Source organism: uncultured Alsobacter sp. (assembly GCF_945952055.1).
GTDB lineage: Bacteria > Pseudomonadota > Alphaproteobacteria > Rhizobiales > Beijerinckiaceae > Alsobacter.
In genome coordinates this window covers 1-12,003 of the sequence record NZ_CAMFHB010000084.1, presented here as the reverse complement: position 1 = coordinate 12,003, position 12,003 = coordinate 1, and the positions used below count along the sequence as shown (strand labels likewise).

The following is a 12,003-nucleotide window of genomic DNA, read 5'->3' as shown; positions in this document are numbered from 1 at the left end:
TCCGCATCGACCACTATCTCGGCAAGGAGACGGTGCAGAACCTGATGGCGCTGCGCTTCGCCAACGCGCTGTTCGAGCCCGTGTGGAAGGCCGCCCACATCGACCACGTGCAGATCACGGTCGCCGAGACCCTCGGCCTGCAGGGCCGTGCCGGCTACTACGACACGTCCGGCGCCATGCGCGACATGGTGCAGAACCACATGCTCCAGCTCCTGTGCCTCGTGGCCATGGAGCCGCCGACGTCTCTCGACGCCGACGCGGTCCGCGACGAGAAGCTCAAGGTGCTGAAGTCCCTGAAGCCGATCGGGCCCGGGCAGGTCGACCACAGCACCGTGCGGGGACAGTACCGCGCCGGCGCTTCGGCAGGGGGCGCCGTTCCGGGGTATCTGGAAGAGCTCGAGCGCGACGACAGCACCACCGAGACCTTCGTGGCCATCAAGGCCGAGGTGGAGAACTGGCGCTGGGCGGGAGTGCCCTTCTACCTGCGCACCGGCAAGCGGCTCGCCTCGCGCGTGTCGGAGATCGTCGTCCACTTCCGCCCGATCCCGCACTCGATCTTCCCGAGCGCCGCGGGGGCCGTCGAGAACAACCGCCTGGTCATCCGCCTGCAGCCCGACGAGGGCGTGAAGCTCTGGCTGATGATCAAGGATCCGGGCCCCGGCGGCATGCGCCTGCAGCACGTGCCGCTCGACATGAGCTTCGCCGACGCTTTCGGCGTGAAGGCGCCGGACGCCTATGAGCGCCTGCTGATGGACGTGGTGCGCGGCACCCAGACCCTGTTCATGCGCCGCGACGAGGTCGACGCGGCCTGGGCCTGGGTCGACCCGATTCTCGACGCCTGGAAGAACGCCAGCGCGCCGCCCAAGCCCTACACCGCCGGCACCTGGGGCCCGTCCGCCGCCGTGGCGCTCATCGAGCGCGACGGACGCACCTGGCACGACGACGGGTTCTGAGCGCCGGACCTCACCGGAACGCCTTGCGAGGAGACGCATGATGTCGGTTCACGCAACCATCGGCGACGTCACGGAACGAATCGTGCGGCGCAGCCTCGACAGCCGCGCCCGCTATCTGGATCGCATCGCGCGGGCCGCGCAGTCGCAACCGGCACGCAAGCGGCTGGGCTGCGCCAACCAGGCGCACGGGTTCGCCGCCTGCGGCCCGGGGGACAAGGCCGAGCTGCGGTCGGGAAGCGCTCCCAACATCGGCATCGTCACCGCCTACAACGACATGCTGTCCGCCCACCAGCCGTTCGAGCGCTTCCCGGACCTGATCCGGCAGGCCGCCCGTGACGCCGGCGGCGTCGCCCAGGTCGCCGGCGGCGTCCCGGCCATGTGCGATGGCGTCACCCAGGGCGAGGCCGGCATGGAGCTCTCGCTGTTCTCGCGGGACGTGATCGCCATGGCGACCGCGGTGGCCCTGTCGCACCAGACCTTCGACGCGGCGCTCTATCTGGGCGTCTGCGACAAGATCGTTCCCGGCCTGCTGATCGGGGCGCTGTCCTTCGGGCACCTGCCCGCGATCTTCGTGCCCGCGGGCCCGATGACCTCGGGCCTGCCCAACGACGAGAAGGCGAAGATCCGCCAGCTCTATGCCGAGGGGAAGGTCGACCGCGACGCGCTGCTGGAGGCGGAGGCCAAGTCCTACCACGGGCCCGGCACCTGCACCTTCTACGGCACCGCCAACACCAACCAGATGATGATGGAGATCATGGGCCTGCACCTGCCCGGCTCCTCCTTCGTCAACCCCAACACGCCGCTGCGCGACGCGCTGACGGTGGCGGCGACGCAGCGGGTCCTGCAGATCACCGCGCAGGGCAACGACTACACCCCCATCGGGCGCATCGTGGATGAGCGCGCGGTGGTGAACGGCATCGTCGGGCTGCATGCCACGGGGGGATCGACCAACCACACGATCCATCTCATCGCGATGGCCGCGGCGGCCGGAATCGCGATCACCTGGGACGACTTCGCCGACCTCGCCGGCGTGGTGCCGCTGATGGCGCGCGTCTATCCAAACGGCAAGGCCGACGTGAACCATTTCCAGGCCGCTGGCGGAATGGGCTTCCTGATCCGCGAACTCATCGGCGAAGGGCTGCTTCATCGCGACGTGGCGACCGTGTGGGGCACGGGCCTCGACGGCTATCTCAGCGAGCCGGTCATGGCGCAGGACGGTTCGGTCGCGTGGCGCGAGGCGGCGACGGCCTCGGGCGACACGGCCGTGCTGCGCGGCGCCCGGGACGCGTTCCAGCCGACCGGCGGGCTCCAGCTGCTCGAGGGGCCGCTCGGACGCGCCGTGATCAAGACCTCGGCCGTCGCGCCGGAGCGCCACGTGATCGAGGCGCCGGCCCGCGTGTTCCACTCCCAGGAGGAACTCCAGGCCGCCTTCAAGGCCGGGACGCTGGCGGGCGACTTCGTGGCCGTGGTCCGCTTCCAGGGGCCCAAGGCCAACGGCATGCCCGAGCTGCACAAGCTCATGCCGCCCCTGGGCGTGCTGCAGGATCGCGGACAGCGGGTGGCGCTGGTGACGGACGGCCGCCTCAGCGGCGCGTCCGGGAAGGTCCCCTCCGCCATCCACGTCACGCCGGAGGCCGTCGACGGCGGCCCCATCGCCAGGATCCGCGACGGAGACGTCGTGCGGGTCGACGCCGTCCAGGGCCGCCTCGAGGTGCTCGTCGACGCGGCCGAGTGGGCGGCCCGAGCCCCCGCCGTCGCCGACCTCTCCGCCTCGCACGAGCTGTGCGGGCGCGAACTCTTTGCCGCCTTCCGGTCGGTGGCGGGCCGTGCCGACCAGGGCGCGTCCGTTTTCACCGCGCTGCACGGCTGAGGAGACCCACCATGACCGAAGCGCCTGCCCTCGCCGCGGCCTGGGCCGCCCTCGCCGACCACCGCGCCCGCACGGCGGCCACGCGCATCGAGACCCTCTTCGCCGGGGATCCCGACCGCTTCCGCCGCCTCTCCCGCCGCGCGGGCGACCTGATGCTCGACCTGTCGAAGACCGCGCTCGACGCCCAGGCCCTGGAACTGCTGGTCGACCTCGCCAGGGCGGCCAAGGTGGAGGAGCGCCGCGACCTGATGCTGTCGGGCGCGCCGATCAACACCACCGAGGGCCGGGCCGTCCTGCATACGGCGCTGCGCAACCGCTCCGATGGGCCGGTCTTCGTCGACGGCGAGGACGTGATGCCGGACGTGCGCGCGGTGCTCGCCGCGATGGCGGAATTCGCGACGGGCATCCGCACGGGGGCCATCGCGCCGGCGCGCGGGGGACGCTTCACCGATGTCGTGAACATCGGGATCGGCGGATCGGACCTGGGGCCTGTGATGGCGACCATCGCCCTGGCGCCCTGGCATGACGGGCCGCGCAGCCACTTCGTCTCGAACGTCGACGGCGCGCACCTCGCCGACACCCTGAAGGGGCTCGATCCCGCCACGACCCTGTTCATCGTCGCATCGAAGACCTTCACCACCATCGAGACGATGACGAACGCCGCCTCCGCGCGGCGCTGGATCGTCGCGGCGCTGGGCGAGGACAGCGTCGGCAGTCACTTCTGTGCGGTCTCCACGGCGCTCGACAAGGTCGCGGCCTTCGGCATCTCGGCGTCACGCACCTTCGGGTTCTGGGACTGGGTGGGCGGACGCTACTCGGTGTGGTCGGCGGTGGGCCTCTCCGTCATGATCGCGGTTGGCCCGGAGGTGTTCGGGCGGTTTCTCGACGGCGCCCATGCGATGGACCGGCATTTCGCCGAGGCTCCGCTCGGCGAGAACCTCCCGGTCCTGCTGGGATTGGCCGGGATCTGGCACCGCAATGTCTGCGGCTATCCGTCGCGTGCCGTGCTTCCCTACGAGCAGCGGCTGCTGCGGTTTCCCGCCTACCTGCAACAGCTCGACATGGAGTCGAACGGCAAGGGCGTGACGCTCGACGGCGTGCCCGTCAGCCGCTCGACCGGCCCGATCGTGTGGGGCGAGCCGGGCACCAACGGGCAGCACGCCTTCTACCAGCTCATCCACCAGGGCACCGAGGTGATCCCCTGCGAGTTTCTCGTGGGAGCCCGGGGGCACGAGCCCGAACTCGGCCTGCACCACGATCTCCTGGTCGCCAACTGCCTGGCCCAGTCGCAGGCCCTCATGACCGGACGCACGCTCGAACAGGCCACGGCGCAGCTCCGGGCCGCCGGGCGAAGCGAGTCCGACGTCGCCGCCATCGCCCCCCACCGGGTGTTCGACGGCAACCGTCCCTCCATCACGATCACCTACGCGATCCTCGATCCCGAAACGCTGGGAGCGCTGATCGCGCTCTACGAGCATCGCGTGTTCGTCGAGGCGCAGATCTGGGGGATCAACGCGTTCGACCAGTGGGGGGTCGAGCTGGGCAAGGAACTCGCCGGTGGGCTGCTGCCCTTCGTCCAGGGCGGCGAGGCACCCGCAGGCATCGACGGATCGACCCTAGGGCTCGTGGCCGCCCTCAAGGCCGCCGCGCGGAAACCCTGACGGCTTCAGTTCGGCCGGGCATAGGCCGGGTCGGACGCGCAGAGCCGTTCGAGTTCGGCCTTGGCTGCAAGCGCCATGTGCTTCAGGACCACGCGCTGGCCGACATTGAAGGGGCGCGGCTCGACGTCGAGCACGCACATCGCGCCGATGTGCTCGCCGCTCTGCAGGACGATGGGTGCGCCGGCATAGAAGCGCACGTGGGGCTCGCCGATGACGAGGCAGTTCTCGGCGAACCGCGGATCCTTCACGGCGTCCTCGACGACGAGAACGTCGCCCGTGGCCAAGGTCGTGGAGCAGAACGAGCCTTCGAGGAGCGTGTGGCCCAACCCGACGCCCGACCGCCCGGCGAAGAAGAGCTGTTGCCCGTCACTCAGCGACACGACGGCCGCCGGAACCTTGAAGCGCTCGCGGGCGACCTGGGCGATATGATCGAGGGCGGCCGCTCCGAGACGGCGGGCCCCAACCAAGGCCTGCATGACCGAAAGGTTTGCGGTCCGCGGGATGGGATTCGTACCCATGAGACCTCGAGACGGGCACGCTCGGTGCCCAATTCATCATCTCCGCACCAAGCCGGCGAGGAGATACCTTGGCCTTAACCGTATGCAATTCGGGGCGTCGACTCAAGCAATCAGACACGATTTGCGCAATTCGAGCCCGAATTTGTGCGGCCCGCGTTGCGAAATGAGGCGGTCGTTGCCAGCGCGAGAGCGGCCCCGAGACAATTTGCGATGAATTTTTCAGCAGTGTCGCTGCGGCATAACGGCCGATGGGGGGGCCGGCGCAGGCGAACATGCGACCTGGATGGGACGAGCGCGCGATCGCGGCGGCTGGTCGCCTCAACAGGTCATGCGGAGCGGCAAAAAGCGCTCTGCTCCGCGCCTGTCGTGTCCAAGACATTCCGAGCAGGATCGCGGATCAGGACGTGAGAGAGGCCGGCCGAACTGTAGCGCCGGAGGCCCCTCCATTGAAACGCGCCGCCGGTCGAACCGACGGCGCCGTTCCGAAACTCAGACCAGGCGAAGGTCGACGGCGCTGGTCTTGCCGTTGCGGCCCGTCTCGAGCTCGTAGGAGACCTTCTGGTTCTCCTTGAGGTCGCGCAGGCCGGCCCGGTTCAGGGCCGTGATGTGGACGAAGACGTCCGGCCCACCGGTGTCGGGCTGGATGAACCCGTATCCCTTCTCAGTATTGAACCACTTCACAGTACCGGTCGCCATCGTCTTTTCCTAGCTGTCTGCACGGCCTCTGCACGGCCGATATCACACTTCGCATGAGACGAGCCCTTCTGCAACGGAGGATGCGCAGGTACAAGAGCGGAATTCGGCGGCTTCAAGCTCGGCCTTGACCGTTTTCCGTCCCGAACTGAGACGAACACCAGGCAGGAGCGGCTTCGCGATGAGCTTTACGGACGGACTCGGTCTTGCGGGATTCGTGGTCGCCTGCGTGCTGGCGGCCTCCAGTGGCGCCATCTTCCGACCGGGGACCTGGTACGACAGCCTGCGCAAGCCCAGCTGGCGCCCGCCGAACTGGCTGTTCGGTCCGGCGTGGACGGTCCTCTACATCCTGATCGCCGTGGCCGGATGGATGGTCTGGAAGAAGGCCGGTCTCGTGAGCGTGCCGATCGCGATCTACGCGGTGCAGCTGGTCCTCAACGCCACGTGGTCCGGACTGTTCTTCGGGATGCGCCGCATGGATCTGGCCTTCGCCGAACTCGTCCTGCTGTGGCTGTCGATCGCCGCCACCATCTGGACGTTCCAGCCGGTGGACCAGACGGCCGCCTGGCTCCTCGTGCCGTATCTGTGCTGGGTCACCTTTGCCGGCGCCCTGAACTTCACGGTGTGGCGCCTCAATCCCCAGGCCGGCTGACGGCCGGCCTCAGCCCGTCGCGATCCGTGCGCGCGCGGCCAGCGCGCGCGTCGCCGCGATGCACGCCCCGGCCTCGTGCCAGTGGCGCTCCTCGAGCTCGATGTTGAAGATCACGCCGGGCGGGAACACGCAGCCGCTCATCAGGACGTCCCAGGGGATGTCGCCCCATCCGACGGGAAGGTGCAGGTCGCCGTGGCCGAAGGCGATCTTCTCGCCGTGCGTGTAGGTCCAGATATCGTCCTGGCGCCCGAAATTGTCGTGCACGTGCAGGTGGCGCGACCGCGGCGCGAGCTGCCCGCATTCCTCCACGAGATCGCCGCCCTGGAAGGCGAGGTTGAGGTGGCCGTGGCCGAAGTCGAGCGTGGCCTGGACGAAGGGGTGATCGATCGTCGCGAGCTCCCGGGCCAGGCGGGCCGGCGTCGCCGTGTAACGGACACCCTCGTAGCCGGCGAACAGGTTCTCCACGCAGACGACGACACCCATCGACCGCGCGAGGTCACCCGCCCGCACCAGCCATTCGCGCTGCCGCTCATAGGCGTCCTCGATCCCGTCGTGCTGCACGATCCCCATCGTTCCCGAATGCAGGACGTAGTGTTCGCAATCCAGGGCGGCGGCGGCCTCCAGCGATGCCGCGAGCACGTTCCAGTGCCGTGAGCACCGCCAGGGCGGGTCGAAGAAATTGATCCCGAGCGGCCCGTGGGCCGTGAAGCCTGCCGATCGCCCGCGACAGGCGGCCTTCACCCTCGCCAGCTGCTCCGCCCGGATCCGGCCGCCGACCACGACGTCGTAGTCGTAGATGGGCAGCTCGATCGTATCGACGCCGAAGCCTTCGGCCTCATCCAGGCGCGCGGGAAGATCGGAGAGATCGGAACACCCAGGAAAAATGGACAGGCCGACGCGTGGACCGGGTTGCGCCATGGCGGGCTCCTCGTGACGAACCATGCACCCTGCAGCCTCCCATGACCGGCGGCAAGCGCCGTCAGCCGCGGACCAGCCGGGCGGCGGCCTTGCCGGCGATCCGACCGAGCGCGACGGCGGTGAGAAGTCCGTTGCCCGACAGGTAGCCGGCGGCGTCGAGACCCGAGACGCCGACCGCTGCCCCGCCCGCGGCGAAGAGGTTCGGCAGGATGCCACCGTCCGTCCGCAGCACGCGCGCGTCCGTCCCCACGGCCAGTCCACCCTGCGTGTGGAACAGGGCCCCGGTGACCTTCACGGCATGGAAGGGAGCCGCGAGCGTGCGGACGCCGGAGAAGCTGCGGCCGAAGGCGTCCGTCCCTCCCGTGGCGACCAGCCTATCGACGGCCTGGAACGTCTCGCGCAGGGCGGCCTCAGGCACGTGCATCGCCCCGGCGAGCTCCTCCACCGTGTCGGCGCGCAGCACGGCTCCGGTGGCCTCGGCCTGACGAAAGTCCTCGAACTGCCGGGCGACGCCCGCGATCCGCGCATCGAAGACGTCCCAGGCGATCCCCCCGGGCTGCCGCAGGACGATCGCCGCCTGTTCGGAATACCCATGCGTCTCGTTCGAGAAGCGGTGGCCTTGCGTGTCGACCTGGAAGCCGCCCTCCATCACCACCGCCCAGGTGACGAGGATGCCGTGCGGATGGGCGACGCTGCCGTGCCCCTGGTAGGCCGACATGGCGCGCAATTCCGCGCCGAGGCCCTCCCCCCAGAGGGCGGCGTCGCCCGTATTGCCCGGATGCCCGAAATACAGCGCGCCATCCATCTCCGGAATGTGCCGGCGCACGAGATCGGGATTGCCGCCATAGCCGTTGCAGGCCAGCACGAGCGCCCGACATCCGATGCGCTCCAGCGTGCCGTCCGGGCGTTCGGCCGCGACGCCGGCAATCCGGCCGTCGGTGCCGGCGAACAGCGTGGTGGCGGCGGCGCCGGTGAGGACCTGCACGCCGGCGCTTTCGGCAGCCTGGCGCAGGGCGTCGACGAGTTCGCGGCCGGAGCGGGACGGCAGGCCGTGCATGCGGCGCGCCGAGTGGCCCGGGTAGTTGAAATCGTTGACGACCGAGAAAGGCAGGCCGTGCGCGTCCGCCAGCCACTCGATGGCGCGCGGGATTTCCGCCGTCACGAGCGACACGAGGCCGGGATCGGAGTCGCCATGAGCCTTGCGCTGGATGTCGCGTGCGAACAGGTCCGGCGTGTCGGCGATGCCCAGCGCCTCCTGGAACCTCGTCCCGGCGGCGGGGATGAGGCCCGCCGACAGGGCCGTGGAGCCCCGCGGAACGGGATCGCGCTCCAGCACGAGCGGCTCGACGCCCGTTTCGATGGCGGCCAGCGCGGCGACGAGGCCCGCGGCGCCCGCCCCGACGATGACCAGCGGAACCTCGACCTCGAACGAGACGCCCTCGGCGGGCAGGACCTGCCGTTGCGCGCTCATGACGGCCCCGCGAGCCCAGACAGCTCGGCCAGCGCCTCCGCCACCGTCATCACCGGGCAGACGGGTCGCAGCGCGGCCACCGCCGTGTCGTGGACCGCGGCCGAGAACGCCGCGCAACCGTCGGACAGCAGCACCGTCTCGAGGTCTCGCACATGCGCGTCGCGAACGGTGGAGGCCACGCCGCCATTGGTGACGATCCCGCAGACGTAGAGTTTCGTGATCCCCGCCTTGCGCAGGACCCACTCCAGGCGGGTCATGTAGAACGCCGAATAGGCGACCTTCTCCACGCAGAAGTCGGCCGGGGCCAGTTCGTCCACGAGCTGGTGGCCCCAGGCGCCGGGCAGGAAGTCGCCCTTGCGCAGGAAGGGCCGGATCGCCTTGAGGTGCGGCGAGATCATCGGCTCGCCGCCGCGCCCCGGGACGAGGGTGAAATGAGTCGAGACCACGAAGCCGCCATGGGCGCGCAGGACATCCGCCAGCGGCTTCACCCGCGCGGGGATCGCCGCGATCTCGGGCGAGGACTGGCCGCCGCGCGCATAGGCGCCTTCCGGATGGATGAAGTCGTTCTGCAGGTCGCAGACGAGAAGCGCGGTTCGCTCCAGGGGGACAGGACCATGGCTCATGCGGAGTGCCTTTCCACGGTGAGGTTGCCGAGCGCGTCGGTGCGGGCCGTCAGGCCCGGATCCACGATGGTGGTCGCATCCGGCTGCTCGATGACGGCGGGACCCTGGACGATCGAGCCCGCCGGCAGATCCAGCCGCGACCAGACGGATGCCACGTGCCAGCCGCCGGAGAACCACACCGGCCGCTCGCCACGGCGGGCAGCCTCCAGCCCCGCGCCCTCGGCCGGCGCCAGGGCCGACAGGTCGAAGGCGGGGCGTCGGCCCACGGCCGCGGTGCGCAGCGAAACGATGCGCACGGGAATGTCGGGCAGCAGCCAGCTGAACTGCCGCTTGTAGGCGGCCTCGAACGCCTCGCGCACGACGGCTTCCGTGACCCCGGTCGACGCCTCGCCGAGCGTGACGGGCAGCGGCACGCCGACCGTGTGGGTCTGCCCCTGGTAATGCATGTCGAGCTCGTAGAGCACGTCGACGCGCTCCACCGCGATCCCCGCCGCGTCGACGACGGCCCGGGCCTCGCGGCCCGCCTCGACCATGCGCCGGTCGAGGCTGGCCGCGTCGAGCCCGTCGAGACCGAGGTTCACCGTCTGCACCTGGTCGTGGCGCAGGTCGGCGATGACGCAGCCGAGCGCGCTCGTGATGCCCGGGAAGCGGGGCACGACCGCGCAGGACAGGCCGACCTCGTCGATGAGCGCGCCGGCGTGGAGCGCACCGCCGCCGCCGAACGGCATGACGGCGAAGCGCGACGGATCATGACCACGCTCGATGGACACGAGCCGGATGGCTCCCGCCATGCGCGCATTGGCGATGCGGACGATGGCCTCCGCCGCCTCCATGACGCCGAGACCCAGCGGGCGGGCGACGTGGGCATCGATGGCGGCCTTGGCCGCCTCGACGTCGAGCCGCGCCAGCGCGCCGCCGATCGGCCGCTCGGCGTTGATGCGGCCGAGCACGACGTTGGCGTCGGTCAGCGTCGGCCGGGTGTTGCCCTGCCCGTAGCAGACGGGGCCGGGGCGCGATCCGGCGCTCTCGGGCCCGACCTGCAGCAGGCCGCCCTTGTCGACATGGGCGATGGAGCCGCCGCCCGCGCCGATGGTGGTGATCTCGATCATCGGCGTGCGGATGACGAGGCCGAAGTCGATCGTCGTCTGGGCCGCCAGCGCGGACTGCCCGTCGGCGATCAGCGACACGTCGAAGGAGGTGCCGCCGAGATCACCCGTGATGACGTTCGGGTAGCCTGCGGCCCGCGCGATGGCCGCCGCGGCGATGACGCCGGCCGCGGGTCCGGACAGGGCCGTGCGCACCGGGAGCCGGCGCGCCGTGCGGGTCGACATCACCCCGCCGTTCGACTGGACGATGTGGAACTGCCCGGCGAAAGCCTTCTGCGCCAGCGCGCCTTCGAGCTTGGCGAGGTAACGGCCGACGACGGGCTGGAGGTAGGCGTTGAGCGCCGTCGTCGAGGCGCGTTCGAATTCGCGGATTTCCGGCAGGATCTCCGACGATGTGGTCACGTCGCCATTGGGCCAGACGGCCCGGGCCGCCTCGGCCGCCGCCCGTTCGTTGGCGGGGTTGGCGTAGGCATTGATGAAGACGATGGCCAGCGCCTCCGCGCCGCGCGCCAGAAGAGTCCGCGCCGCCTCCTGGACGGCGGCGGCGTCGACCGGCACGCGCACCGTGCCGTCGGCCAGCGTTCGCTCCGGCACCTCGACGCGCATGTCGCGGTCGGCGATGGGCTCGAAATCGCCCCACAGGCCCCAGGTCCGGCGCCGGTCGCGCCGGCGCATCTCCAGCACGTCGCGGAAGCCCGGCGTGGTGATGACGCCGATGCGCGCGCCCTTGCGCTCCAGCAGCGCGTTGGTGCCCACCGTCGTGCCGTGGACGATGGACCCCAGGTCCGCGACGGGGCCGAAGGTCTCCAGGCCAGCGATGAAGCCGGTCGCCTCGTCGCCCCGGTTCGAGGGAACCTTGGCCGTGCGGAAGCTGCGGTCGGCCTCGTCGAACAGGAGGAGGTCGGTGAAGGTGCCGCCGACGTCGACGCCGACGATGGTGCGCTTGCGCGTCGTGTCGCTCATGACGACCTCCCGGCGCGCAGGCTCGCGGTGGCATCGGGGTCGACGCTGCCGTCGCCGCGCAGCGCGACGCCGTACTGCTCGCGGGCAAGGCCCACGGCGAGGTAGCCCAAGCGCACGTCGCGCGCGACGCGCTCGGGGTCTCGCGTGTAGGGGTCGCCCCAGCCCCCTCCGCCCGGCGATTCCAGGCGGACGCGCTGACCCTGGCGCACGTGGACGTCCGTGACCTTCGAGGCGAGTAGCGGCGAGGCGCTGCCCGTGTCCGTCTGCCAGGAGAAGGCGTTCAGCGCGGCCGGCCCGCCACCATTCACGCCGAACGGTGCGAAGAGGCCGCGCTCGCCCAAGAGAAAGGCATCCGCCCCACCGGGAGCCAGTGCCTCGATCTCGTAGATCGCGCCGAGGCCGCCGCGGTGCAGGCCCGGTCCGGCGCTGTCGGGCCGCAGCGCCCATTGCGTGAACATGACGGGGTAGGACGCTTCCATGATCTCGGCCGGCGGGATGGTCGCCATCGAGATCGGGTTGTTGCCGTGGTTGAGCCCGTCGCTCTCCGGATTGCCGCCGAGGCCGCCGCCGAAGAA

General features: G+C 70.5%; 11 protein-coding genes. 4 read left to right on the top strand and 7 right to left on the bottom strand.

Annotated elements, in window-relative coordinates:
• The 3 genes from zwf to pgi all read left to right on the top strand — a co-directional run.
• Positions 1-953, top strand: a 953-nt coding sequence (gene zwf / locus Q0Q47_RS30420) for a glucose-6-phosphate dehydrogenase (RefSeq protein ID WP_293868845.1), incomplete at its 5' end; no start/stop codon positions are given.
• A gap of 40 nt (positions 954-993) precedes the next feature.
• The gene (gene edd, locus Q0Q47_RS30415; RefSeq protein WP_293868844.1) at positions 994-2,823 is read left to right on the top strand and encodes a phosphogluconate dehydratase; all 1,830 of its coding nucleotides are present in this window, start codon (positions 994-996) and stop codon (positions 2,821-2,823) included.
• Between the two features lie 11 nt (positions 2,824-2,834).
• The gene (pgi, locus tag Q0Q47_RS30410) at positions 2,835-4,484 is read left to right on the top strand and encodes a glucose-6-phosphate isomerase (protein WP_293868842.1); all 1,650 of its coding nucleotides are present in this window, start codon (positions 2,835-2,837) and stop codon (positions 4,482-4,484) included.
• A 5-nt stretch (positions 4,485-4,489) separates the two neighbouring features.
• Here the strand turns inward: pgi and Q0Q47_RS30405 are convergent, their stop codons facing one another.
• Together Q0Q47_RS30405 and Q0Q47_RS30400 are read right to left on the bottom strand one after the other, a co-directional pair.
• Positions 4,490-5,002 carry a GAF domain-containing protein gene (locus Q0Q47_RS30405; RefSeq protein WP_293868840.1) on the bottom strand — a complete coding sequence of 171 codons (513 nt, stop codon included), beginning with the start codon at positions 5,000-5,002 and terminating at the stop codon, positions 4,490-4,492.
• 489 nt (positions 5,003-5,491) lie between these two features.
• Positions 5,492-5,698 (bottom strand): cold-shock protein, encoded by a 207-nt coding sequence (locus Q0Q47_RS30400; RefSeq protein WP_293868838.1) that lies wholly within the window; start codon positions 5,696-5,698, stop codon positions 5,492-5,494.
• Positions 5,699-5,876: 178 nt separating this feature from the next.
• Here Q0Q47_RS30400 and Q0Q47_RS30395 point away from each other — a divergent pair, with 178 nt between their 5' ends.
• Positions 5,877-6,347, top strand: coding sequence for a TspO/MBR family protein (locus tag Q0Q47_RS30395; RefSeq protein ID WP_293868836.1), 471 nt, complete (start codon positions 5,877-5,879; stop codon positions 6,345-6,347).
• A gap of 9 nt (positions 6,348-6,356) precedes the next feature.
• On the opposite strand, the gene Q0Q47_RS30390 is transcribed toward Q0Q47_RS30395, so the two are convergent.
• The 5 genes from Q0Q47_RS30390 to Q0Q47_RS30370 all read right to left on the bottom strand — a co-directional run.
• Positions 6,357-7,265: a sugar phosphate isomerase/epimerase gene (locus tag Q0Q47_RS30390; RefSeq protein WP_293868834.1), complete on the bottom strand. Its 909-nt coding sequence runs from the start codon at positions 7,263-7,265 to the stop codon at positions 6,357-6,359.
• 61 nt (positions 7,266-7,326) lie between these two features.
• The gene (locus tag Q0Q47_RS30385) at positions 7,327-8,736 is read right to left on the bottom strand and encodes an FAD-dependent oxidoreductase (RefSeq protein ID WP_293868832.1); all 1,410 of its coding nucleotides are present in this window, start codon (positions 8,734-8,736) and stop codon (positions 7,327-7,329) included.
• Entirely contained in the window at positions 8,733-9,359 is a 627-nt protein-coding gene (locus Q0Q47_RS30380) for a cysteine hydrolase (RefSeq protein ID WP_293868831.1), read from the bottom strand. Before Q0Q47_RS30380 ends, Q0Q47_RS30385 begins: the two co-directional genes overlap by 4 nt.
• On the bottom strand, positions 9,356-11,428 hold the full coding sequence (locus Q0Q47_RS30375; RefSeq protein ID WP_293868830.1) for a hydantoinase/oxoprolinase family protein: 2,073 nt from the start codon (positions 11,426-11,428) through the stop codon (positions 9,356-9,358). The genes Q0Q47_RS30380 and Q0Q47_RS30375 overlap by 4 nt, the downstream gene beginning before the upstream one ends.
• A partial coding sequence (locus Q0Q47_RS30370) for a hydantoinase B/oxoprolinase family protein (RefSeq protein ID WP_293868829.1) occupies positions 11,425-12,003 on the bottom strand: 579 nt, incomplete at its 5' end. The genes Q0Q47_RS30375 and Q0Q47_RS30370, both read right to left, overlap by 4 nt.

Bases quoted from the DNA above. Each gene is read 5' to 3' on its own strand.
- edd (WP_293868844.1), top strand. From the start codon at position 994: ATGTCGGTTCACGCAACCATCGGCGACGTCACGGAACGAATCGTGCGG.
- pgi (WP_293868842.1), top strand. From the start codon at position 2,835: ATGACCGAAGCGCCTGCCCTCGCCGCGGCCTGGGCCGCCCTCGCCGAC.
- Q0Q47_RS30405 (WP_293868840.1), bottom strand. From the start codon at position 5,002: ATGGGTACGAATCCCATCCCGCGGACCGCAAACCTTTCGGTCATGCAG.
- Q0Q47_RS30400 (WP_293868838.1), bottom strand. From the start codon at position 5,698: ATGGCGACCGGTACTGTGAAGTGGTTCAATACTGAGAAGGGATACGGG.
- Q0Q47_RS30395 (WP_293868836.1), top strand. From the start codon at position 5,877: ATGAGCTTTACGGACGGACTCGGTCTTGCGGGATTCGTGGTCGCCTGC.
- Q0Q47_RS30390 (WP_293868834.1), bottom strand. From the start codon at position 7,265: ATGGCGCAACCCGGTCCACGCGTCGGCCTGTCCATTTTTCCTGGGTGT.
- Q0Q47_RS30385 (WP_293868832.1), bottom strand. From the start codon at position 8,736: ATGAGCGCGCAACGGCAGGTCCTGCCCGCCGAGGGCGTCTCGTTCGAG.
- Q0Q47_RS30380 (WP_293868831.1), bottom strand. From the start codon at position 9,359: ATGAGCCATGGTCCTGTCCCCCTGGAGCGAACCGCGCTTCTCGTCTGC.
- Q0Q47_RS30375 (WP_293868830.1), bottom strand. From the start codon at position 11,428: ATGAGCGACACGACGCGCAAGCGCACCATCGTCGGCGTCGACGTCGGC.